This window comes from Tunturiibacter gelidiferens (assembly GCF_051013345.1).
GTDB classification, from domain to species: domain Bacteria; phylum Acidobacteriota; class Terriglobia; order Terriglobales; family Acidobacteriaceae; genus Edaphobacter; species Edaphobacter gelidiferens_A.
This window is the reverse complement of sequence record NZ_CP132939.1, coordinates 721,319-743,157: the sequence shown is the minus strand read 5'-3', so window position 1 is coordinate 743,157 and position 21,839 is coordinate 721,319. Positions and strand designations below refer to the sequence as shown.

The following is a 21,839-nucleotide window of genomic DNA, read 5'->3' as shown; positions in this document are numbered from 1 at the left end:
ATAGACGGGCTAGTGGGCCCAAAGACCCTGGAGGCACGACCATGGCTGTAGTTTGTCCGGAATGCGATAACCCGATTGTTGTTGACGTCGATGAAGTGGAAGAGGGGGAGACGGTGCAGTGTGATGAGTGCGGCGTCGACCTTGAGGTTGTTTCGGTGGATCCACTGGAGTTGGCGGCAGTCGACGAGGCGGGTTATGACGATGAGGATGTGACGCATACCGACGAAGAGGAAGAGGAGTAACGCCTGATCTGGATGGGGATAGCCGTATACTGGATGACATGAAGCGTACTGATCTCTTGCTCCGTTCGTTTGCCGGTAGGGTGATTCTCGCGTCTTGCTCGATGGTGACTGTCTTTGGTGCTGTGCAGTCGGTTTCCGCGGTTGCGCAGCAGCAGGGGCCTGTGCAACGGGTCGTCCAGGGCAAAGTTGTCGATGCCGGAGGGACAGCCGTGAAGGGCGCGGTGGTCTATTTGAAGGACGACCATAGCCTCTCGGTGAAGAGCTACTTTTCGGACGACGCGGGTGCCTACCGATTCGGGCAGCTGGTGCAGAATACCGATTATGAGATCTGGGCAGAGAGTAATGGGAAGAAGAGCAACGTGAAGACGATCAGCTCGTTCGATAACAAGAATCAGTTTTATATCGATTTGAAGATCGGCAGGTAACTCTTCGCTCTTTGACTGCTGTCCTGCCGGACGGGCCTCCTGCGCGGAGGGCGGTCACTTCGTGACTTGTATACCTTTTCTGGGGTGTGATGGGCCTTGTTGGTCCTCCCTTTGGTCGGAGGGAGGACTCGGGCTGGCTGGGGGGACGGCTCTAGTCGGCGATGCCTGGGTTGGGTGGGTCTACGCCGAGGGCGGTGGCGAGGGCGATGAGGTGGTCCTGCTCCTGCATGAGGATCTCGCGGATGGATTCGCCGATGGCGAACTCGTTGAGCTCGTCGCACTGGCGGATGCGGCGGCGGTAGTTTGCGATGGTCTGCTTCTCGTTTTCTAGGTCGAAGCGGAGCATGTCTTCGGCCTTCTCGGAGGTCTTGACTGGCTTGGGCGTGACGGAGGGCATGCCGCCGAGGTAATCGATGTGATTGGCGAGGGCAATGGCGTGGGCGAGCTCTTCGGTGGCGTGGACGGCTAGCTCGTCGGCGATGTTCATGTACTGGGCGCCCTTGAGGACCTGTGAGTAGACGACGTAGGCGATGATGGCCTGGTATTCGCGGGAGAGATCTTCGTTGAGGAGATCGACTAGTTTTTCGCGGGTGATGGTGGAGGATGGTGCGGTTGCTTGGTCGGGCATGTCTTCTCCATGGTTCTGTGTTGTCTTTGGTTGAGATGCAGAAACTGTATGGGAAGTTTGTGAAGGAGTGATTGTGGGTGTGTGGTCTAGGAGCAGATTCCTCCGCTTCGCTGCGGAATGACAATCAAAAGGTAACGGCAAAGATAGCCGCAGACTCCTTCGCTGCGCTGTGGAATGACAACCAAAAGGACGCAGGCAACGCGGGGTCCTTTCAATCTTCAGGGAACCCGCGATGCTGGAATCCTGTTTGCTGCCGCGGCTCGCGATGAGACTGTGAGTCGCTTAGATCAAGCGCGTCTGTTTCATGGGATGACTAGAGTGGGAAGGCTTTGAGCCATTCGCGGAAGGCAGGGCCGAGGTCTTTATGCTTGAGGGCGAACTCGACGGTGGCGCGGAGGTAGCCTTGCTTGTCGCCGGCGTCGTGTCGCTTGCCCTGGTAGCTGAAGCCGTAGACTTTCTCGTGCTGGAGGAGAGCTTTGATGCCGTCGGTGAGCTGGAGTTCGCCGCCTGCGCCGGGGGTGATGTGCTCGAGCATATCGAAGATGCGCGGGGTGAGAATGTAACGGCCGATGATCGCATTCTGCGAGGGCGCGTCTTCGGGTTTGGGTTTTTCGACGAGGTTTTTGACGGCGAGAAGGCGCGGGTTTTTGGGGTCGAGGGTGCAGTCGAGGCAGCCGTAGTTCTGGATGGCTGCGCCTTCGACGATCTCGGAGCCGAGGATGCTGGATTGGATTTCGTTGAAGGCTTCGACCATCTGCTTCATGCAGGGAATGGTGGCGTCGACGATGTCGTCGGGGAGGAGGACGGCGAAGGGTTCGTTGCCGACGAGCTCTTTGGCCATGAGGACGGCGTGGCCTAGGCCGAGGGGTTCGGGCTGGCGAGTGTAGGTGATCTTGGCGAGCTTTGAGACGGAGCGTGCGACTTCGAGGAGAGCAGTTTTATTTTTCGCGGCGAGGGAGGCTTCGAGCTCGGGACTGATGTCGAAGTGGTCTTCCATGGTGGACTTGCCGCGTCCGGTGACGATGATGATCTCGGTGCAGCCGGCGGCTACGGCCTCTTCGACGCCGTACTGGATGAGAGGCTTGTCGACGAGACAGAGCATCTCCTTGGGCATGGCCTTGGTGGCGGGGAGGAAGCGTGTGCCCATGCCGGCGGCGGGGAAGACTGCTTTGCGGATTTTTTGGGGAGTCATGGTTTGAGTCATCAATTCCTTGGATGCGGACAGTGTTACAGAAATGCTAGCAGGGCAAGATCAAAATTTGGATGACACGATCTGGTTGAGTAGAACGGCTCAGTGGAGTTCATCGCGAGAGTCAGCTCAAGGTTTGAATGCCCCATCTTTCTAACACAGGCGAATCGCCATGTCCCGAAAGGCAGCGTGTTCACTTGTCTAAAGGAAACGGGTCCGCTGTTGGCAGCAATTCTCTCGCGTCTTTGCACCCTTTATATTTCCAGAAACAGCCGTAGTTGAAAGCGGTGTAGCGCTTCCAGTCGTCGGCAGACGATCTTGTGATGGGCCCCGGTAATTTTGAGCCAGGAGAAATGTTAGTCTTCGACCAAATCTAACCCTATGGCTGAGGAGGATTTGGATGAGGAAGAGACGGTTCACGGTAGAGCAGATGATTGGTGTGCTGAAGCAGGCGCAAGTAGGCGTTCCTGTCGCGGAGGTGATCCGCAAGGCGGGGATTAGCGAGCAGACGTACTACCGGTGGAAGGCGAAGTACGCTGGCCTAGAGGTGGACGAAGTTCGCAAGATGGCTCAGTTACAAGAAGAGAACCTGCGTTTGAAGCAGCTTGTTGCAGAGCTAACGCTGGACAAGACGATGCTGCAGGATGTGCTCTCAAAAAAATGGTGAAGCCTTCGCGGCGTGGGCCGATGGTGGAGCGGCTGGTTGGAAGCTACCTGGTAAGCGAACGGCATGCCTGTCGTGTTCTACGCGTCCCTCGAGCGACCTACCGCTACCGAAGCTGTCTCGATCCACGGACTGAACTGCGGATGAGGATCCGCGAGATCGCTCAGGCAAGAGTGCGTTATGGATACCGCAAGATCCGCGTGCTGTTGAACCGCGAAGGCTGGGATGTGGGCAAGTACTTGGTGTACCGGCTGTACAAGGAAGAAGGACTGACGCTGAAGAGGATGAAGCCTGCCGGGAAGCGGAAGGCATCTCGAACTCGTGAGGATCGGATCAAGCCTACGGCTCCGAACGAAGCCTGGAGTATGGACTTCGTGATGGATCAGCTGCAGGATGGAACGCGGTTCCGCGCCTTGACGATCGTGGATGTGCATACGAGAGAAGCTGTAGCGATTCAAGTAGGACAGAGCCTGAAAGGAGACGATGTTGTGCGGACACTGAACCAGTTGAAGCTAGACCGTGGCGTGCCGAAGGTGCTGTTCTGTGACAACGGCAGCGAGTTCACCAGTCAGGCGATGGATCTATGGGCTTATCGCAACAGCGCTAAGATCGACTTCTCCAGACCAGGCAAGCCAACAGACAACGCCTTCGTTGAAAGCTTCAACGGAACCCTGCGAAGTGAATGTCTGAATATCCACTGGTTCCTCGATTTGAAGGAGGCAAGACACCTGATCGAAGCATGGCGGCAGGAATATAATGAGAGTCGTCCTCACGCATCTCTCGATGACAGGACGCCGAGCGAGTTCGCCAGCCAGATCGCGGCTAGCCGCGATCTGGCTGGAACCTAAACAGGTCGAAGACTAACTCTGACCTTGGTACAGGAAAATTAGGCCCTTCACTTGGGGTCATGTGTACCTGGAACGTGGTAGAGATATTCTCCCGGTGACCATGATTCTCGAAGTAACTAAACCCCCAGCCTTTCTGCGTCGGAGGCTCTGCCATCAGTCGCGTCCAACTTTCTTTCACTACGACCGTCACTTTGGACGGCATGAATGAATTTGGATCTATTCCAATATCGTACCCAACACCTTTATGCACAACTACGGAGTCGTTAACATTGAAGGAAATGACGAAGGTTACACCGGAACCTCGCCACCATTGAGGTAGTCGCGCATTGTTAACAACAACGTCCCAGAAGCAATACGACCTGTCGCAACTACCCACTGGCTTAGCGCCTAGCTTTTCGGCCAGCCGCTGTGCGTCCTCGAAGGTGGAGTGGCCCACTTGGAGCGGTTCGAGTTCGCTGAAAAGATAGTGGGCACGAATCGATGGAAAGAACAAATAACCGCAATACACCAGTATCAGCAGACCGAATAAAGAGACTAACCAGCCTTTCGATACATTACGGAAGCGAGATGCTCTTTGGCTGGTAAAAGTTGGCATATCTATAGCACGGGGGAGTCGTTGTGGAGCATGGCTTTGCGGATGATTTTGATGGGGCGAAGCCCTGGCGCATGAAGTTGTCGTGGAAGGTCTGGAGGTTGAAGGCTGCGCCTTGCTTTTGCATCATGTCGGCGCGGAGCTTCATGATCTGGAGCTTGCCGAGGGTGTAGTAGAGGTAGGTGGCGTCGGCGGTGCCGCGTTTGGTTTCGACGAGACCGACGGAGTGGGACTGATAGCCGTCGGTGACGAAGAAGTTAACCGCTTGATCGAAGGTGAACTGGCCGGTGTGAAGCTTGATGGAGTTGACGAAGCGGGCGTCACGGAGGAGGGCGTCCTGGATCTGGCCGAGGCGGATGAGCTTGGCTTCGCGTTCGTTTTGCGCGCCGGTGCCGGGCTGGCCGTAGCCCTGGTCGAGCATCATCTGTTCGGTGTAGTGGGCCCAGCCTTCGATGTTGGTATTGGCTCCGAGGATCTTGCGGATGTTGGAGGGGAACTGCGGGGTCCAGAGGAACTGGACGTAGTGGCCGGGGTAGGCCTCGTGGACGCTGGTGGAGATGACGGTGCCGACGTTGAAGGCGGCCATGTGCTCGGCGATGTGCTCGGGCGTCCAGGATTTTTCAGGCAGGGTTACGTTGAAGTAGGCCTTGGTGGAGTGGGTTTCGAAGGGGCCGGGAGGGTCCATGGATGCCTGCGTGGTGGCGCGTTCGAAGGGCGGGGTCTCTTCGAGGGTGGGCTCGACCTTGGAGGGGATGGTGATGATGTGGTGGGTGTTGATGAAGTCGATGAGGCTGGCGAAGGTGTTGTTGAAGGTGCTGAGGAGATTGTCGGGCGCGGGGTGGATGGTGGCCAGTTCGGCGAGGACCTGTTGCGGAGTTTTGGTGGGGTCGACTTCTTTGGCTACGCGGGCGAACTCGGCTTGATTTTTGTGCAGGTCGGCGTAGGCGATCTCGAGGAGACGGTCGAGGGGGATGTCGACCATTTCGTCGTAGCTGAGTTTTTGGCGAAGGTGTCGGCGCCGAGCTTGAAGTCGCCGTTGGAGCGGGGGAGGAGGTCGGATTTGAGCCAGGCGGCGTAGGACTTGAGGGCTTCGATGACGGCGGCGTTCGACTTTGCGAAGGCGGCTTTGGTGTCGGCGTCGGTGGCCGCTTCGGGGCCAGACAGGAAGGCGGAGGGAACGTCGGTCTGGAAGAAGCCGATGATGTCGTCGATCTGTTCGAGGGCGATCTCGGTGTAGATGTGCGGGGGATTTTTGAGGTTCTTGCGGGCTTCGAGGAGAGCCTGCGGCATCTGTTGTTCGCGGGCTACGAGGGATTTGAGGCGGATGTCGGCGGAGGCGTAGGGGCGCTCCATGATGACGAAGGCGGAGTTGGTGATGCCGGAGGAGTAGTTGTCGGGGTTCTTCTCCCAGGGGCGAATGACCTCGAGGGTGAGGAGGGTGCTGCGGATGCTGTTGAGGAGGATGGCGCGGTCGCCGGCTACGGAGGCGTCGAGGGCGGAGGGGTCGATGGCTTCGACCTTCTTCTCGTAGGCGTGGAGGGCGACGATGTCTTTCTGGATGCTTTGGGAGGAGTAGTCCTCGAGCTTGTCGTCGTACTGGTGCAGGCCCGCAGAGGTGCCTGCGGTGGGGCCGAAGTGGAAGTAGACGTCGGAGAAGTACTGGTCGGCGAGGTAGTTGAAGGTCTGGACGCCGCCGTCGGCGGAGAGGTGCTGGGTGTGGGCTGGGGGAGCCGATGCGAGCAGGATTGGCGTGAGCACGAGGGTTGCCAGTAGAGTGCGGTTCATTGACATTGCAATGAGTTTACGGCATGACTGGCTGCTCGGCTTCTACCGCTCTGCGGAGATGGGGATGACGCCGTAGCGGACCATGATGCTGCCGATGCTGGCGAGGTCGGGTGGGCCGTCTACGTTGAGGGTGGCGGCTAGTTCGCGGAAGTATTCGGGGCCGACGAGTCCCGGGGTCAGGAGGCATGTCATGCGGGCGGCATGGTGATGCAGGTTGGCGTAGGAGTGAACGGCGCCGCGGGGGATGTTGAGCTGTTGGCCTGGGCCGACCAGAATATGCTCGCCGTCGACGGTGCAGGCGACGATGCCGTTGAGGACGAAAATACTCTCGTCGTAATCGCGGTGCAGGTGCGGGACGCTGAGGTTGAGGCTGGGGGGATGATGAGCTCAAAGAGATCAAGGGCGCCGCCGGTTTCGTGGCGGCTCTGGAGGAAGGTAACGCTGATTCTGCCGATTTGAATTGGGTAATGCATGGTTACCCCTTTCTGCTATCGATGAGACGGGAGTGGGTCCACGCTCCGATCGTTCTAACCCGAAAAAAGACCGAAAGTTTGCATGCCGGAGACAAATGACAGTTATTGGGTTTCGGGGAGGGTGTATTCGAGGTCGTAGGAGTGTTTGCCGTTGGTGATGTTGATGGACATCTTGCCTGCGAGGTCTGTGAGCTGACCGGTGCCGGAGTCGGGTACGACGGTGACGCTGAGGGTGGGGGTGCCGTGCGTCATGGTGCCGCTGTGTTGGAGGATGAAGGTGCCGGTGCGGCCTTTGAGGGTTGCGGTGACGACCTCGAGGGCTACGTAGCCTCCCGAGGATCCTTTGGCTCCGGAGCCTGCGGCGAGCATGGTGCCTTTGCTGGTGGCTTCGAGGTCGCCGTGGAAGTGCTTGTCGAGGAGCATGCGGGCGAGGGCGGGCGAGCCGGCGGTTTCGTCAGCGGGCTGCGGAGTTACTTTTACATCGAAGAAGCCGGTCGCGTGCACCGTCTGGTTTGGCAATGCCACTTCTTTGGCGGTTTGAGTGGAGGCTGCCGTGTTGAATGCGAGTACAAAGCAGATGGTCAAGAGGACGCGGATTGCGGTTTTCATTGTTGATTGGAATCATCGCCGATTGTCTCGAAGCGGTCTATCTCAAAACGCAAATGGAAGAACGATCGACAGCAGGCTCGCAAGGAGACGCAATTCTGCGGGTGTGCATCTATACCGACTGACAATAAGGAGCGATATGAGGCAAATGGAGATCGGAAGAGTGGGGATGGCTGGTAAGAAGATTTGCGCGTTGGTTCTAGCGCTTATTTCATGCTCGATGATGACAGGATGCCTGGTGATGGGCACCTCGAGTCGCGGCGGGTTTTTTATCTGGCCGGGAAGTATAGGGTTCCTGGTGCTGCTGCTGATTATATTTCTGGTGATGAGGCGCAGATAAGGAAGGACGCATAGAACAGTGGCGGCTTCCGGCTGAGTGTCTTGTTCTACAACGCTCTTCGTGGGTTAAGGAGCGTTGATAGAAGCGCGAGAGAGGGCTGCGCGCTTCAGTTGGGAAGGGTGGTGTCGAGAGCGTCGAGGAGGGCGCGGGTTTCGGAGAGGACGTCTTCGGCTTTGGCGGTGGGGAGGGGCCAGCGGAGGGTGCCCTGGGGGTGAACTGGGCGCCGCGTTTGGTGTTGCGGCTTACCAGTTTCATCAAGGTGGCGGGGTCTACGGTTTTGCTGTTGCCGTTGGTGAAGTGGGAGGGGTCGGCGTTGACGGCGGCGAATTTTACGTGGAGCATCTCGACGAAGGTTTTGATGGGCTGCTTCTTGTTGCCGTTTGGGTTGGGGAGTTCGACTTGCGTGCGCTTGCGGTCGAGCTGGGAGATGCCGAGTTGCTCGCAGTGGAGGCGGATCTCGCCAGCGGCTAAGAGATTCAGGACGGTTTCTGGTGGGGTGCCGTAGCGGTCTTGCAGTTCGGCGCGGACGTCGGTGAGGTCGGCCTGGGTTTGTGCGCCGGCGATGCGCTTGTACATGCGGAGGCGCTGGTTCTCTTCGGGGATGTAGTCGGAGTCGATGCGGACGGAGATACCGAGGTTGATGACGGTGTTGGCGTGAGCGGGTTTTTCTTCCTCGCCCTTCATCTTGCGGACGGCCTCTTCGAGCATGGTGGTGTACATCTCGAAGCCGATGGCTTCGATGTGGCCGGATTGTTCGCCGCCGAGCATGTTGCCTGCGCCGCGTAGCTCGAGGTCGAGGGCGGCGATCTTGAAGCCTGCGCCTAGGTCGGAGAATTCTTTGAGGGCGGCTAGACGGCGGCGGGCTATTTCGGTGAGCTCGGTCTCGGGTGGGATTAATAAGTACGAATACGCTCGGCGGTTTGATCTGCCTACGCGGCCTCTTAGTTGATAGAGCTCGGAGAGGCCGTGGCGGTCGGCGCGGTTGATGATGATGGTGTTGGCGAGGGGAATGTCGAGGCCGTTTTCGATGATGCTGGTGGCGACGAGGACGTCGTATTCGTGGTTCATGAAGGCGAGCATGACGCGTTCGAGCTCGGCTTCGGGGAGTTGGCCGTGGCCAATGACGATGCGGGCTTGCGGGACTAGTTCGCGGATCTTGGAGGCTAGGTCGTAGATGGTCTCTACGCGGTTGTGGACGAAGTAGACCTGGCCTCCGCGCTCGAGCTCCATCTCGACTGCGGTGCGGATTAGTTTTTCGTCGAACTTGGCGACGATGGTCTGGATGGCCATGCGGTCTTTGGGTGGGGTTTCGATGACCGACATATCACGTAACCCGATCAGTGACATATGCAGCGTTCGCGGGATGGGCGTGGCGGACATGGAGAGCACGTCGATGGCGGCGCGCATCTGCTTGAGGCGCTCTTTGTGGCGGACGCCGAAGCGCTGCTCTTCGTCGACTACGAGGAGGCCGAGGTCCTGGAACTTTAAGTCTTTGGAGAGGACGGCGTGGGTGCCGATGAGGATATCGATCTTTCCGGCTTCGGCCTTTTCGAGGATGATCTTTTTCTCTTTGGCGGTGCGGAAGCGGGAGATCATCTCGATGTTGACGGGGAAGTTGGCGAAGCGTTTTTTGAAGGATTCGAAGTGCTGGAAACTTAGGACGGTGGTTGGAGTGAGGACTGCTACTTGTTTGGAGTCCTGCACGGCTTTGAAGGCGGCTCGCATGGCGACTTCGGTTTTGCCGTAGCCGACGTCGCCGCAGAGGAGGCGGTCCATGGGGCGGGTTGACTCCATGTCGGCCTTGATGTCGGCGATGGCGGTGAGCTGATCGTCGGTCTCGTTGAAGTCGAAGGCGTCTTCGAACTCGTGCTGCATGTTGGTGTCGGGCGAGAAGGGCGTGCCGACAGCGGCCTGGCGCTGCGCGTAGAGCTTGAGCAGCTCGGCGGTCATGTCGGCCATCGCTTTTTTTACGCGGGCTTTGGTCTTCTGCCAGGCCTGTGTTCCGAGTTTGTTGAGTTCGGGCGGCGGGCCGGTTTCGCTGGAGCGGTACTTCTGGATGAGGTCGAGGCGCGTGAGGGGAACGTAGAGTTTTGCTTCGTCTGCGAACTCGAGGATCATGAGTTCGAGTGGGGGTTGGTCGTTCTCTTCGATAACGCGCAGGCCACAGTAGCGGGCGATGCCGTGCTCGACGTGAACGACGTAGTCTCCGACGGCGAGGTCGCGGAAGTCGGAGATAAAGGCGGCGGCTTTGGATTTGCCGCGGCGGATGGGGCGGGTGGTTACGTCGGCGTCGTCGATGAGGTCTTGTGCGCCGAAGATGATGATCTGGCGGGCGGTTGCCTTATCGAGGTCGAGGATCTGAACCCCGCGGCGATGGGGGTTTTGACGATGACGGGAGTTCGGAGGTCGATGGTGTTTCCGCCGAGGTAGCTGGACTCTGTGTAGACGGTGGAGCTGCCGGGGGATTCGGTGCGGGAGCCGAGGCGGTAGGGGAGTTGGTACTCCTGCAGGAGGCCGGCGAGGCGTTCGACTTCGCCTTGATTGGGAGCGGTGAGGAGGATGCGGGCTTCCTGCTTGATGAGGGCGTTGAGATTGTCGATCAGCGCTGGGATGGAGCCGTGGAAGCGCATGGTGGGGCGGGTGGCGAAGTCGACTTCGGAGAGGTCGCTGCGGTCGGCGTCGAGGATGTCGACTGCGCCGAGTTGGTCGAGCTCGATGCCGGAGAACTTGTGGAGGCGGTCGTCGAGGTCCCAGGGGAGAGGTAGATGTCCTCGGGGCGGACGAGGTTGCCGATGCCTGAGCGCTCGTGGCGCTGCTCGATCTTGTTCCACCAGCGCTCGCCCTGATTTTTGATCATGGCGGGCTCTTCGAGGAAGACGCGCGGAGCGGTGGGGCTGGAGGCGCTGAGGAGGTCGAGGAGGGTGAGGTTGGCACCGGCTACAGGGGCGAAGAACTCCCAGCCGGGGAAGATGGTGGCTTCGCCTGTACGCGTGCTGACGTGGGTCAGGAGTTCGGTGGGCTCTTCGCCGCCTTCCATGGCTGCGCCTGCGGTGCCTGCGCGGGTGAGACGGGCGTTGATGGCGGTGAGGAGCTTGTCGGTGACTGGTGTTTCGGTGAGGGGAGGAGGAGGGCGTGGTCGAGGGTGGAGGCGGAGCGCTGGGTGTCGGGGTCGAAGCGGCGGATGGATTCGATCTCGTCGCCGAAGAAGTCGATGCGGACGGGACGGTCCATCTCGGGGGAGTAGATGTCGAGGATGCCGCCGCGGAGGGTGACCTGGCCGGGCATTTCGACGACGTCGACTTTGGTGTAGCCGACGGAGAGGAGGTGTTCGACGAGCATGTCGGGCATGTACTCTTCGCCGATTTTGAGATGGAGGGTGAGGGCGCGGTAATAGTCGCGGGAGAAGAGACGCATGCAGGCGGCTTCGACGGGCGCGATGACGAGGCGGGCCTGGTTGGTCGCGATCTTCCAGAGGGTGGCGGCGCGGGTTTCCTGGATCTCGGGATGGGGTGAGAGGTTTTCGAAGGGGAGGACGTCGTGGGCGGGGAGGCGGAGGACGGAGTCGGCGGAGAGTGCTCCGGTGAGCTCGCAGGCGCTGACGACGGCGGCCTGGAGGGCTTCGGCGGCTTTGTTGTCGGCGACGATGATGACGCAGGGGGCCTGGGCCGCGCGGACGAAGTAGGGGAGGTAGAGAGCGCGTGCGGTGAAGGTGAGTCCGGAGACACGTCTGCGCCCCGTGCCACCGCTGAGATGGCGGCGTACACGCTCGAATGCTTCAGAGTGCTCCAGGTCTGCGAGGAGCTCGCGGACGAAGGGTAGAACCATGCTGTATTGAGTTTATCAAGTGGAGTCGGGCTGAGTTTACTCCGCAGAGTGATTTGGAGTACTATCTGGCACCCGCAGGAAATATGGCCTGCGTTGCTGCCCGATTTTCGGCATCGGACAGACATGTTGCCGGAGGATAACCATGAATTCTTTGAGGAAGCGGTCTCTTTTTGCGCTTTTAGCGGTGGCGCTCCCACTGATTGCGGGATGCACCCGTCACAGCAAGAGCGAGCAGTACTATTTGATCGCCACGAATACCGCGTTGCCCTATTGGAAGGTGGCTGCGAGCGGATTTGAGGCGGCCGGTACGGAGTATGGGGTGTCGGTCGATACGCGCGGACCGGCAGGGTTGAACGCACAGGCAGAGGTGGATGAGTTCAAGGCCATGGTGGCGAGGAAGCCTGCGGGGATTCTGGTGTCGGTGGCGAACTCTCAACTGATGACGCCGGAGATCGATGCGGCGATTGCTGCTGGGATTCCGGTGATTACGGTCGACTCCGATGCGCCTGAGAGCAAGCGGCTGTATTTTATCGGGACCAATAATCTGGAGGCTGGACGGCTGGGCGGGAGGCGCGCGGCGGCTCAGTTGAATAGCAAGGGGAACGTTGTGTTCTTTACGAACCCGGGGCAGCCGAATCTGGACGAGCGGCAGAAGGGTTACATGGATATCTTCGCCGCATTTCCGGGAATCAAGGTGGTGGAGACGTTCGACATCAAGGCGGACCCGGGGACGGCGATGGATAAGGCGGGTGAGTACCTTGAGCGGAAGGGGCCGGCGAGGATCGATGCGTTCATCTGCCTGGACTCCCGGTCTGGCGCGAACGTAGCGGAGGCGTTTAAACGGAGAAATGCTACGGACCGCTTGTTGATCGCGATGGATGTGGACTCGGACACTTTGAAGCTGGTGGGCGATGGAACGATCGATTCGACGATCTCTCAGAAGCCGTACACGATGGCGTTTCTGGGGTTGAAGGCGCTGGACGATATCCATCACTACCCGGTGAAGCCGCTTGACCAGGACTATGGATTGGATCCATATTCTCCGTTCCCGGCCTTCGTGAATACGGGGGTTGCGCTGGTGGATAAGACGAATCTGGACGCTGTGATGAAGAAGCAGAGAGCGGTAAACCGGTAGATTTTTGCTGGTTGGAATCTGGCGATTTTTTCTGTGAGTCTCGCGTCGCGGCAAAGAGGTGGACTCTTTCGGCGGCGCGGAGATTTCGGGGCGGTTCTTTCGTTCCGTGGTTTGGATTTTGTATCTGGGCCCGCGAGATGTGATCTGAGCCGATGCCTGATTCAACGTCTTTGGCTACGGACAGAAGTTTTTGTCAGAGGATGACGATGAACTCTTTTATGAGACGACCTCTTTTTGTGCTCTTGGCTATATTTCTTCCAGTGCTGGCGGGATGCACCCGACACAGCAAAGACGAGCATTATTACCTGATTGCTACCAACATCAACCTGCCCTACTGGAAGGCGGCGAACGCCGGGTTTCAGAAGGCGGCGGTTCAGTATGGGGTTTCGGCCGAGATGCGCGGGACGACGACGTTCGATCCGCAGGGCGAGGTCGCGGAGTTTCGTACGGTGGTGGCGCGCAAGCCTGCGGGGATCCTGGTGTCGGTGGCGAGCGCGGAGTTGATGGCTCCGGAGATTAGAGCTGCGTTGGGGGCGGGGATTCCGGTGATCACGATGGACTCCGATGCTCCGGGAAGCGGGCGGCTTTATTTTATTGGGACGAACAACCTGCAGGCAGGCCGGTTGGGCGGACAGCGGGTTGCGGCGAAGATGAATGGAAAAGGGAACGTGGCTTTCTTTTCGATTCCGGGGCAGCCGAACATCGATGAGCGGTTGAAGGGCTACAAAGATGCGCTTTCGCACTATCCGGGGATCAAGATTGTCGACGTCTTCGATATGAAGGGAGACTCGGGTCTGGCGATGGATCAGACGCGGGATTATCTGTCGCGAACGGGAGCCAACAGGGTTGATGCGATCGTGTGCCTGGAGGCGGCGTCGGGTAGAGATGTGGCCGAGGCGTTTCGGCGTGCGGCTGTGAAGGACCGGTTGCTGGTGGCGATGGACACGGACCAGACGGTGTTGCAGGGGTGAAGGATGGAACGATCGATTCGACCATCTCGCAGAAGCCCTTTACGATGGCGCTGGTGGGGCTGAAGGCGCTGGACGACATCCATCACTATCCGTTGAAGCCGCTCGCGCAGGACTATTCGCTGGATTCCTTTGCACCGGTTCCCACATTTATCGATACGGGAGTTTCGCTGATCGATAAAAACAACGTGGATACGATGCTGAACATCGGTGAAGATAAGACGCCGTAGCAGCGGAGATGGTCGTCAGCTGCGAATGTAAAGACGAAATACGGGTCTCTCCCTGTGTCGCGCGATACTACCGTGCGACACAGGGAGTCGAGATGACGGATCACCGAACCCATCGGCGCTAGAGATTTCGTCTGCAGCTGTCGACTCTAGAGTGTGACTACGATTTTTCCTATCTGCGCGTTTGATTCCATGTAGCGGTGGGCTTCGACGATCTGTGCGAAGGGGAAGGTCTTGTCGATGCGGGGTTTGAAGTTGCCGGCGACGAGGTTGTCGAAGACGTACTTTCTCGCATTTTGAGATTTGATTGGGTCGGCGAGGATGTCGCGCAGGGTGTAGCCCTGGATGATCAGGCGCTTGCTCAGTGCGGTGAAGAGGGGTAAGGGGTTGGCTCCATGGCCAGCGCGCCGTACTCGAAGATGGTGCCCTGGACTGCGGTGGCGTTAGCGAGAGCTTCGAGACCTTTGCCGCCGATGGGATCGAAGACGATGCGTGCGCCGTGGTTGGCGGTGATCTGGTTGACGCGGGCGACGAGGTCCTCTTCGTCGGTGACGATGACGTGATCGGCACCTAAGGCGAGGAGCTCGGCTTTTTTGGCTGAGGTGCGCGTGGTGGCGATGCTGGTGGCGCCTTCGGCTTTGGCGATCTCGATAGCGGCTAGTCCGACGCTGCTGCTGGCGGCGGTGATGATGACGTAGTCGCCGTTGGTGAGGTGGCCGTAGTAGATGAGTGCGCCGTAGGCGGTGATGTACTGCATCCAGATGCTGGTGCCTTCTTCGTAGGAGAGCTTGGAGGGGTACTCGGCGACCGCGTGGATGGGGACGATGGCGACCTCTCCATAGACGCCGTAGTGGTTGAGAGAGAAGGCTGGTGTGGTGCTGGCCTTTTTACCAATCCAACTGGTGTCTACGCCGGGACCGACAGCTTCGACGATGCCGGAGGCTTCGTAGCCGTTGGTGGAGGGGAGGACGGGCGTTTCGAGGTAGCGGTCGTGAAAGAACATGCTCTCGGCGCGGTTGAGGCCGATGGCTCTGACGCGGAGGCGAACCTCGCCCTTGCCTGGTTCGGGGAGGGGAGGTCGTCGAACTGAAGGACTTCAGGGCCGCCGATTTTGTGGAAGCGGACCATCTTTACTGTGTCGGGCATGGCGAATAGGCTCCTGAAATTTTGCTGCTTGCGTCTTGGATGAGTGTGTGGGCGAAAGGGCGCGGATTTCGGAGGGAAGGGGTCAGGCTTTTGCGGACTCTTCGGTCCTGGTCTCTTCGGTCCTGGTCTCTTCTTTCGGATGGGGGGCGATGGCTTCGGCTTCGGCGTCGCCGCCGTAGATGACCTGACCGTATTCGAGGAGGGTGACCATGCCGACGCCGCCGCAGATGTTGCCGGCTACGGCGGGGAGGAGCCAGGTGAAGTAGCTCATCCATGGGGTTTTGCCGATGAGGACGGCGGCGAGGATCTCGCCGCTGGTGGCGATGCAGTGGGCGAAGTTGCCGAGGCCGACGACGAAGGCGAGCATCCAGATGATCATGACGGATCCGGTGATGGAGTGCGATCCGGAGACGAGCCAGGCGACGGTGGCGATGATCCAGCCGCCCATGACGCCGCTCCAGAAGATGGTGGCGGCGGGGTTGTGGATGGCTTCGAGGCCGAGGCCCGCGAGGGCTTGTACGACGCCTGGATTGACGGCGTTGGTGAGGGCGGCGAGGGCGGCGAAGGTGAGAGCGCCGAGGACGTTGGCGGGAAGGACAGTGGCCCAGAGACGCAGGGTCTTCCAGAAGTGTTTCTTTTCGGCGAGGACGAGGGCTACGGGGTAGAGGGTGTTTTCGGTGAAGAGCTGGGAGCGGCCAAGGATGACGACGATGAAGCCGAGGGGTAGAACATCTTGCCGACGAAGAAGATGGTGTGTGTGGGGACGGTGCCCGGCGTGGTGAGGAGAGCGATGGCGATGGCGTTGCCGAGAGCGGAGAGGCCCATGAAGATGCCTCCGGCGAGACCGGAGATGGCGAGGGAGATGCTGGAACGGCCGAGCTCCTGACGGGCGTTGTTGGCGACCTGCTCGTAGATGTCCTGGGCGCTGGGGCGCTCGAGGTTTTTCTGCGCGTCCTGGCTGGCCGGAGGGGCGGGCGGGTAGCGGCGAAGGCGGTAGGACATGAGTGTGAGATGCAGAATTATGTCCTGCCGGACGGGCCTCCTGCGCGGAGGGCGGTCACTTCGTGACTTGTATACCTTTTTCTGGTGAGTGAAGTGCGTTGGTCCTCCCGTTGGTCGGAGGGAAAGATGATTCCGACCAACGGGAGGACCTATGCTGCCAATCCTGCCGAGACCGGTACACGCGTCACGAAGTGACCGCCCTCCGCGCAGGAGGCCCGTCCGGCAGGACACCAGCTTTTATAATTTCGCCTATGGCGACTACGTTGACACCGGACCAAGAGATACAGGAACTGCGCGATCAGCTTCGTCACCATGAATATTTGTATTACGTTGAGGACGCGCCGGAGCTGACGGATGCGCAGTACGACGCGCTGATGAACCGGCTGAAGAAGCTCGAGGAGAAGCATCCTGAGTTGGTGACGGCGGACTCGCCTTCGCAACGTGTGGGAGGCAAACCGAAGGAGGGTTTCACGAAGATGCCGCACTCGCGGCCGATGCTGTCGCTGGATAACGCGTACAACGAAGAGGAGCTGCGGGGGTGGGATCAGAGGGTGCGGGATGCGCTGCCGAGTACGGATGCGGTGCGATATGTGTGCGAGTTGAAGCTGGATGGTTTGTCGCTGGCGCTGCAGTATGGGGCTGGATCAGGCAAAGATGGGGCGCATGGTGCGAAGGATGGCTCGGCGCATCTGGTGCGGGGACTGACGCGTGGGGATGGGTCGATTGGCGAGGATGTGACGAGCAATGTGCGGACGATTCGGTCTGTGCCGCTGAGTATCTCGGCTGCGAAGTTGAAAGCGGCGGGTTTGCCGCAGAGCTTTGAGGTTCGCGGTGAGGTGGTGTTGCCGCAGGCGTCGTTTGTGAAGCTGAATGAAGAGAGGAGGCGGCGGGACAGGCTCCGGCAGCGAATCCGCGGAATGCCGCGGCGGGGACGATACGGACACTCGAGCCGAACATTGTGGCGCAGAGGCGACTGGATTTTTATGCTTACTTTTTGCTAAAGGATGGGGAGTTTTTGCTGCCGCAGCAGTCGACTGCGCTGGAGGCTTTGAAGACGTCGGGCTTTCGCGTGAACAAGGACGCCAAGGCTCTGAAGAGTATCGATGAGGTAGTGAAGTTTATTGCGGATGCTGAGCCGCTGCGCGACACGCTGGGATATGAGATTGACGGTGTTGTGATCAAGGTGGATGCTACGGCGCAGCAGCGGAGGCTTGGGTTTACGGGGAAGGCTCCGCGGTGGGCAATTGCGTACAAGTTTGCGGCGCGGGCTGGGATTACGAAGCTCGAGGGTGTGTTGTTTCAGGTGGGGCGGACGGGGAAGGTGACTCCGGCGGCTGCGCTTGCTCCCGTGTTGATTGGAGGGACGACGGTGTCGCGGGCTACGCTGCATAACGCGGATGAGATTGCTCGGCTTGGCGTTCGCATTGGGGATTTTGTGCAGGTGGAACGGGGCGGGGATGTGATTCCGAAGATTGTGGAGGTGGTGGAGGATAAGGCGCATTCGCGGGGGACGAAGGAGATTGCGTTTCCGAAGAACTGCCCGGTTTGTGCGAGCGAACTGCAGCGGATTGACGGAGAGGTGGATTGGCGGTGCGTCAACAACTCTTGTCCGGCACGGGTTCGTGAAGAGCTGCTGCATTGGTCGGCGCGCGGAGTGATGAACATTGAAGGGCTGGGCGACGCGATGGTGGCGCAGCTGCTTGGCCAGAGCCCGGAACTGGGTGGCGATGCAGAGGTGGTGACGGAGGAGGGTGCGCCGGTCGTGGTGCGGAGGCCGCTGATCCATACGATTGGCGACTTGTACCGGCTGAAGCGCGAGGACTTGCTGGGGCTGGAGCGAGTGGGCGAGAAGACGGCGGACGCACTGCTGGAGCAGATTGCGCGCTCGAAGGAGGCGGGACTGGCTCGAGTGCTGCTGGGGTTGGGGATCAGGTTTGTGGGCGAGCGTACGGCGCAACTGCTGGCGGAGCATTTCGGCTCGATGGATGAGCTGATGACGGCGGCGACCCAGGATGCGGAGAGGGCGAGCGAAGCGTTAGAGGCCGTGAACGAGGTGGGGCCGAAGGTGGCACAGGCGATAGTGGAGTTCTTTGCGGTGGAGAAGAACAGTGAGCTGGTAAACGATCTTGCGGCGCTGGGACTGGAGATGACGGCGGAGAAGCGAGTGACGACTTCGACGCTGGAGGGATTGACGTTTGTGCTGACGGGGACGCTGCCGAATCTTACGCGGGAGTCGGCGAAGGAGAAGATCGAGTCGGCGGGTGGGCGAGTTTCGGGGAGTGTGAGTAAGAAGACGAGTTACGTGGTGGCGGGGGAGGAGGCGGGCTCGAAGCTGGATAAGGCGAACTCTCTGGGGGTGAAGGTGCTGGATGAGGAGGGGTTGCTGGAGCTGCTGGGGTAGTTGCGAGAGAGCGCGTCCTGCCCGACGGGCCCACTGCGCGTGGGGCGGTCACTTCGTGACTTGTACACCGGTCTTGATAGGTTTGCGGTGTGGGTCCTCCCGTTGCGGGCTGCTGGAGACGGGCCTCCTAAAGACTGGGCGGGCGGTTGGTGCTTGGAGTTACGGGCTGGTCGGGACTGGGGATGGCGGTGGGTTTTGGCTCGGAGGGGTTGGTGGTCTGACGAGCGCTGCGGAATCCGCATGCCTTCATGGCGGCGGCCGGTTCGGGGTTCTGCATGAAGGTGTCCCAGACGAAGGCGCTGCGAAGATTTTCTGCCATGAGGACGCTGATTCCGAGGTCGATGCCGAGGACGTCGGGGTCGTACCAGTGGAGATCGGGGTGGAAGGCGTCACAGAAGCCGTAGCGTCCCCAGGCGTCTTTGCCAAAGTTGTCACGCAAGGCGCGGAGGACGCGGACACAGTCGTGGGGGAGGAAGGGGAGCGAACCGGCGGCGGCGCAGGGGACGACCGACCCGTCGACAGGACCCATGAGGGGAGGGCCTCCCCAGGCGGAGTAGCCGTGCTCCCAGTCGGAGGCGGAGACGCCCCAGTAGTCGTCGGTGTAGCCGCGTTTGAGGCCGAGGCAGAAGGCCTTGTGGGCGCGCGTGGCGGTGATGGAGTTGGAGAAGTAGTTGGCGTAGGCGTCGCGCTTGCCGGCGAAGTCGAACCAGGCGTGGGAGAACTGGTGGATGAAGAGAGGGTCGCGTCCGCTGATGTAGGAGTAGGGGCCGAAGGTCATGGGAGGCCGGGTGAAGGCGCTCCAGGAGTCAGGGGGATGGGATTGGTGGGCGAACCGATGGCGAGAAGGTAGAGCATCATCAGTTCGCTGTAATGGTCCCAACGGGTGGAGATGAAGCCGGTCTCGGGGCGCCACCCCATGGCGAAGGTCTTGCCGCCGTTGAGCATCCAGGGCCAGTCGACACGGTTGTAGAGCTGAGTGGCGAGGGAGGTAATTTGGGGATCGTTGAAGTAGGCGCGGACGGTGAGGACGCCGCAGAGGAAGATGGCTGTGTCGATGGAGGACACTTCGACGTTGATGAGGGGCTTGCCGGTCTTGACGTCGCTGAAGTGGTAGAAGAAGCCGTGCTCGTTTGGCATCCTGTTGAGATGGAAGTCGAGCGTGGTGATGACCTGCTTTTTGATGCGATCGGTGTCGAGGTAGCCGCGCCTGTCGGAGATGCAGAGTGCGGTAAGCCCGAAGCCGGTTGCGGCGATGCTGGCGGCGAAGTGCTGGTCGAACTCGCCGGTGGCGGTCTTGTTGGTGGCGCGATCGAGGACCTGTCCTGTGGCCGGGTCGGCTTGTTCGGTGAAGTAGAGGCAGCCCGCGCGCTCCATCTCTTCGAGAAAGGCGAGGTCTTCGTCGCTCAGCAGACGTGTGTATGCCGGCTGGGGCGAGGTTGCCTGTTGCGCCTGGAGAGGGGCTGCTGCAAAACCAGACAGAATGGCTCCGCCGAGGAGTTTGGCCGCGCTTCGTCGCGTGATTTTAGGCGGAGTCGAGGTGCTGAAACTCATTCTCTCTATCGTACGTTCCTGCCAAGACTGCAGACGTGTCTGACTCTGTGAATCGTGTAAAAGTAACGCGGACGTTGTAGAGCGCGTCCTGTTTTCATGAAGACCTGGAGCGGGTCCCCGATATTTGGATGCTCCGGGGTGAATGTTGATGCTGGTGCGATCTTCCCCGGGAATGATTTTGTCAGGGAAGGTGGAGTGGAGTGGTTGGGACCTGGATTGCGGTATCGGTCGTTGCAAGGATGTTTGAGAATCCACCGGGAAGGTCCGGCGTTGTTAGCGATCTCTTGGCTGCGTTGACTAGGCAAACGTTTGCCTATGTGAATGTTGCCTGTTTCGGAAAAGAAGTGTCAAGGATCGTGTCCGGGAGGGTTTGTGGGAGAGCATCAGGGTTTTTGTCGAGGATTTAATGGAACGCGTACAAAGAGTCGTACTTGTGACAGACTGCATGAATGCGTGTAAGCGCGAAAAAACTGCGACACAGGAACCGAAGACGCAAGAGCACAAGCCGACAAGCCTGAAGGTCTTGTCGGATCATCTCGGATTGTCGATGGCTGCAATTTCTCGGGTTCTGAGTGGGGCGCCAGCTGCTCGTTCGATCCCGAAGGCGACGCAGGATCGAATCTTGAAAGCGGCAGAGGATCTGAACTACCGGCCGAATCTGTTTGCCCGCTCGCTGCGTAACCGGCGGAGTCAGACGGTTGGAGTGATTGTGCCTGAGGTAAGTGAAGGGTACGCGACACTAGTGCTGAGTGGGATCGAGCATGAGCTGATGCAGGCGGATTATTTTTATTTTTTGATCAGCCATCATCATCGCGAAGAGATGATTCAGAGGAGCGAACGGCTCTTTCGAGACCGCGCGGTAGAGGGAGTGATCGCGGTGGATACGCTGCTGCGGGATCGGTGGGCGATTCCGACGGTGACGGTTTCGGGACATCATGAACCGAAGGGCGTGACCAACATTGTGCTGAACCATCGGCTGGCGGCGGAGCTTGCGATCGATCACCTGAGTGGACTGGGACATAAACGGCTGGCGTTTATCAAGGGGCAGAAGTTCAGCTCCGATACGGAGTCGCGCTGGCGAGGAATTCGGCATGCGATGGAGAAGAGAGGTTTGACGATATTTCCGCAGCTGGTGATGCAGCTTGAGGGAGATCAGCCGACGCATGAACCGGGCTATCTGGCGACGCAGAAGCTGCTGGCGTGTGGCGAAACCTTTACCGCGTTGTTTGCGTTCAATGATGTCTCGGCGATCGGTGCGATCAAGGCGCTGCGGGAGGCCGGGCTGCGGGTGCCGCAGGATGTTTCGGTTGTGGGATTTGACGATGTGCAGTCGGCGGCGTTTCAGAATCCTGCGCTGACGACGGTGCGGCAACCGCTGCGGACGATGGGAACACTGGCGGCCCAGACGGTCTTGCTGCAGATCGCGGCGGCAGCAGGAGGGAACCACGCGCAAGAGATTGTAGTCGATCCGGAGTTGGTAGTGCGGGAGTCGACGTGCCCTCCCGGGACGGGGAAATGATAGCGCTGGCGGGAGTTTCTGGCTTTGCGGGGGTGCTTCGGTTGTTCTTTGTGACGGGCAGGCTTGGTGGAAGGAGACACGAGGCATTGATCTTTGCGATGCCATCGATGCGTCGAAATAGCTGAAACGTCGCTAAACTTTTTTTGTTTCAGAGGCTGTCTGGTTTGGTCGCGTCTGACGCAAATGTGACGCAAATTAGAGGGGGAAGCTGAAAGCCTGTTTGTGATAGCATCCCTGCTCCTCGAGATAGCGGTCCTTGCGGGGGCTGAACTC

At 59.5% G+C, this 21,839-nt stretch carries 22 protein-coding genes and 2 pseudogenes; 9 read left to right on the top strand and 15 right to left on the bottom strand.

The window, feature by feature from the left end:
• The first annotated feature begins 41 nt into the window (after positions 1 to 41).
• Complete coding sequence (locus RBB80_RS03490) at positions 42 to 242, top strand: hypothetical protein (protein ID WP_179640557.1); 201 nt, start codon at positions 42 to 44, stop codon at positions 240 to 242.
• Between the two features lie 38 nt (positions 243 to 280).
• The gene (locus RBB80_RS03485) at positions 281 to 667 is read left to right on the top strand and encodes a carboxypeptidase-like regulatory domain-containing protein (protein WP_433966927.1); all 387 of its coding nucleotides are present in this window, start codon (positions 281 to 283) and stop codon (positions 665 to 667) included.
• A 151-nt stretch (positions 668 to 818) separates the two neighbouring features.
• Here the strand turns inward: RBB80_RS03485 and RBB80_RS03480 are convergent, their stop codons facing one another.
• Both RBB80_RS03480 and galU read right to left on the bottom strand, forming a co-directional pair.
• Positions 819 to 1,295: a ferritin-like domain-containing protein gene (locus tag RBB80_RS03480; RefSeq protein WP_433966926.1), complete on the bottom strand. Its 477-nt coding sequence runs from the start codon at positions 1,293 to 1,295 to the stop codon at positions 819 to 821.
• A 313-nt stretch (positions 1,296 to 1,608) separates the two neighbouring features.
• A complete protein-coding gene (gene galU / locus RBB80_RS03475; RefSeq protein ID WP_433966925.1) occupies positions 1,609 to 2,487 on the bottom strand; it encodes a UTP--glucose-1-phosphate uridylyltransferase GalU in 879 nt (292 codons plus the stop codon).
• Positions 2,488 to 2,884: 397 nt separating this feature from the next.
• On the opposite strand from galU, the gene RBB80_RS03470 reads away from it, so the two are divergent.
• A protein-coding gene (locus RBB80_RS03470; protein WP_353070904.1) for an IS3 family transposase occupies positions 2,885 to 3,996 on the top strand; the annotation gives its coding sequence in 2 pieces (ribosomal slippage) (positions 2,885 to 3,137 and positions 3,137 to 3,996; 1,113 coding nt in all).
• A gap of 554 nt (positions 3,997 to 4,550) precedes the next feature.
• On the opposite strand, the pseudogene RBB80_RS03465 reads toward RBB80_RS03470, so the two are convergent.
• Positions 4,551 to 6,373: pseudogene (locus RBB80_RS03465) on the bottom strand (DUF885 domain-containing protein).
• Between the two features lie 42 nt (positions 6,374 to 6,415).
• On the bottom strand, positions 6,416 to 6,679 hold the full coding sequence (locus RBB80_RS03460; RefSeq protein WP_433969466.1) for a hypothetical protein: 264 nt from the start codon (positions 6,677 to 6,679) through the stop codon (positions 6,416 to 6,418).
• On the opposite strand from RBB80_RS03460, the gene RBB80_RS03455 reads away from it, so the two are divergent.
• Positions 6,575 to 6,832 carry a hypothetical protein gene (locus tag RBB80_RS03455; protein ID WP_433966924.1) on the top strand — a complete coding sequence of 86 codons (258 nt, stop codon included), beginning with the start codon at positions 6,575 to 6,577 and terminating at the stop codon, positions 6,830 to 6,832. The genes RBB80_RS03460 and RBB80_RS03455 overlap by 105 nt on opposite strands.
• Positions 6,833 to 6,948: 116 nt before the next feature.
• Here the strand turns inward: RBB80_RS03455 and RBB80_RS03450 are convergent, their stop codons facing one another.
• From RBB80_RS03450 to RBB80_RS03430, 5 genes are all read right to left on the bottom strand, one after another.
• The gene (locus RBB80_RS03450; protein ID WP_433966923.1) at positions 6,949 to 7,455 is read right to left on the bottom strand and encodes a DUF3224 domain-containing protein; all 507 of its coding nucleotides are present in this window, start codon (positions 7,453 to 7,455) and stop codon (positions 6,949 to 6,951) included.
• A gap of 208 nt (positions 7,456 to 7,663) precedes the next feature.
• Positions 7,664 to 10,090 (bottom strand): transcription-repair coupling factor, encoded by a 2,427-nt coding sequence (gene mfd / locus RBB80_RS03445; protein ID WP_433969464.1) that lies wholly within the window; start codon positions 10,088 to 10,090, stop codon positions 7,664 to 7,666.
• Positions 10,072 to 10,422, bottom strand: a complete 351-nt coding sequence (locus tag RBB80_RS03440) for a hypothetical protein (RefSeq protein ID WP_433966922.1) — start codon at positions 10,420 to 10,422, stop codon at positions 10,072 to 10,074. The genes mfd and RBB80_RS03440 overlap by 19 nt, the downstream gene beginning before the upstream one ends.
• Entirely contained in the window at positions 10,392 to 10,829 is a 438-nt protein-coding gene (locus RBB80_RS03435; protein ID WP_433966921.1) for a hypothetical protein, read from the bottom strand. Before RBB80_RS03435 ends, RBB80_RS03440 begins: the two co-directional genes overlap by 31 nt.
• A complete protein-coding gene (locus tag RBB80_RS03430) occupies positions 10,796 to 11,617 on the bottom strand; it encodes a hypothetical protein (RefSeq protein ID WP_433966920.1) in 822 nt (273 codons plus the stop codon). Before RBB80_RS03430 ends, RBB80_RS03435 begins: the two co-directional genes overlap by 34 nt.
• A gap of 142 nt (positions 11,618 to 11,759) precedes the next feature.
• On the opposite strand from RBB80_RS03430, the gene RBB80_RS03425 reads away from it, so the two are divergent.
• The 3 genes from RBB80_RS03425 to RBB80_RS03415 all read left to right on the top strand — a co-directional run bounded on the left by RBB80_RS03425 (position 11,760) and on the right by RBB80_RS03415 (position 13,950).
• Complete coding sequence (locus RBB80_RS03425; protein ID WP_433966919.1) at positions 11,760 to 12,752, top strand: substrate-binding domain-containing protein; 993 nt, start codon at positions 11,760 to 11,762, stop codon at positions 12,750 to 12,752.
• Positions 12,753 to 12,970: 218 nt separating this feature from the next.
• A complete protein-coding gene (locus RBB80_RS03420; protein ID WP_433966918.1) occupies positions 12,971 to 13,723 on the top strand; it encodes a substrate-binding domain-containing protein in 753 nt (250 codons plus the stop codon).
• A complete protein-coding gene (locus RBB80_RS03415) occupies positions 13,720 to 13,950 on the top strand; it encodes a hypothetical protein (protein ID WP_433966917.1) in 231 nt (76 codons plus the stop codon). The genes RBB80_RS03420 and RBB80_RS03415 overlap by 4 nt, the downstream gene beginning before the upstream one ends.
• 146 nt (positions 13,951 to 14,096) lie before the next feature.
• Here the strand turns inward: RBB80_RS03415 and RBB80_RS03410 are convergent, their stop codons facing one another.
• The 4 genes from RBB80_RS03410 to RBB80_RS03395 form a co-directional block, all read right to left on the bottom strand.
• Entirely contained in the window at positions 14,097 to 14,255 is a 159-nt protein-coding gene (locus RBB80_RS03410; RefSeq protein ID WP_433969462.1) for a zinc-binding dehydrogenase, read from the bottom strand.
• Positions 14,256 to 14,308: 53 nt separating this feature from the next.
• Positions 14,309 to 14,950 carry a zinc-dependent alcohol dehydrogenase family protein gene (locus RBB80_RS03405; RefSeq protein WP_433966916.1) on the bottom strand — a complete coding sequence of 214 codons (642 nt, stop codon included), beginning with the start codon at positions 14,948 to 14,950 and terminating at the stop codon, positions 14,309 to 14,311.
• A gap of 225 nt (positions 14,951 to 15,175) precedes the next feature.
• A complete protein-coding gene (locus RBB80_RS03400; RefSeq protein WP_433969460.1) occupies positions 15,176 to 15,796 on the bottom strand; it encodes a formate/nitrite transporter family protein in 621 nt (206 codons plus the stop codon).
• Positions 15,748 to 16,095 carry a hypothetical protein gene (locus RBB80_RS03395; RefSeq protein WP_433966915.1) on the bottom strand — a complete coding sequence of 116 codons (348 nt, stop codon included), beginning with the start codon at positions 16,093 to 16,095 and terminating at the stop codon, positions 15,748 to 15,750. The genes RBB80_RS03400 and RBB80_RS03395 overlap by 49 nt, the downstream gene beginning before the upstream one ends.
• Before the next feature lie 251 nt (positions 16,096 to 16,346).
• On the opposite strand from RBB80_RS03395, the pseudogene ligA reads away from it, so the two are divergent.
• Positions 16,347 to 18,496: pseudogene (gene ligA / locus RBB80_RS03390) on the top strand (NAD-dependent DNA ligase LigA).
• 127 nt (positions 18,497 to 18,623) lie between these two features.
• Here ligA and RBB80_RS03385 read toward each other — a convergent pair.
• Both RBB80_RS03385 and RBB80_RS03380 read right to left on the bottom strand, forming a co-directional pair.
• Complete coding sequence (locus RBB80_RS03385; protein WP_433966914.1) at positions 18,624 to 19,274, bottom strand: glucoamylase family protein; 651 nt, start codon at positions 19,272 to 19,274, stop codon at positions 18,624 to 18,626.
• A complete protein-coding gene (locus RBB80_RS03380) occupies positions 19,271 to 20,047 on the bottom strand; it encodes a hypothetical protein (protein ID WP_433966913.1) in 777 nt (258 codons plus the stop codon). The genes RBB80_RS03385 and RBB80_RS03380 overlap by 4 nt, the downstream gene beginning before the upstream one ends.
• Before the next feature lie 622 nt (positions 20,048 to 20,669).
• Here RBB80_RS03380 and RBB80_RS03375 point away from each other — a divergent pair.
• Positions 20,670 to 21,566 carry a LacI family DNA-binding transcriptional regulator gene (locus RBB80_RS03375; protein WP_433966912.1) on the top strand — a complete coding sequence of 299 codons (897 nt, stop codon included), beginning with the start codon at positions 20,670 to 20,672 and terminating at the stop codon, positions 21,564 to 21,566.
• Positions 21,567 to 21,839 lie beyond the last annotated feature (273 nt).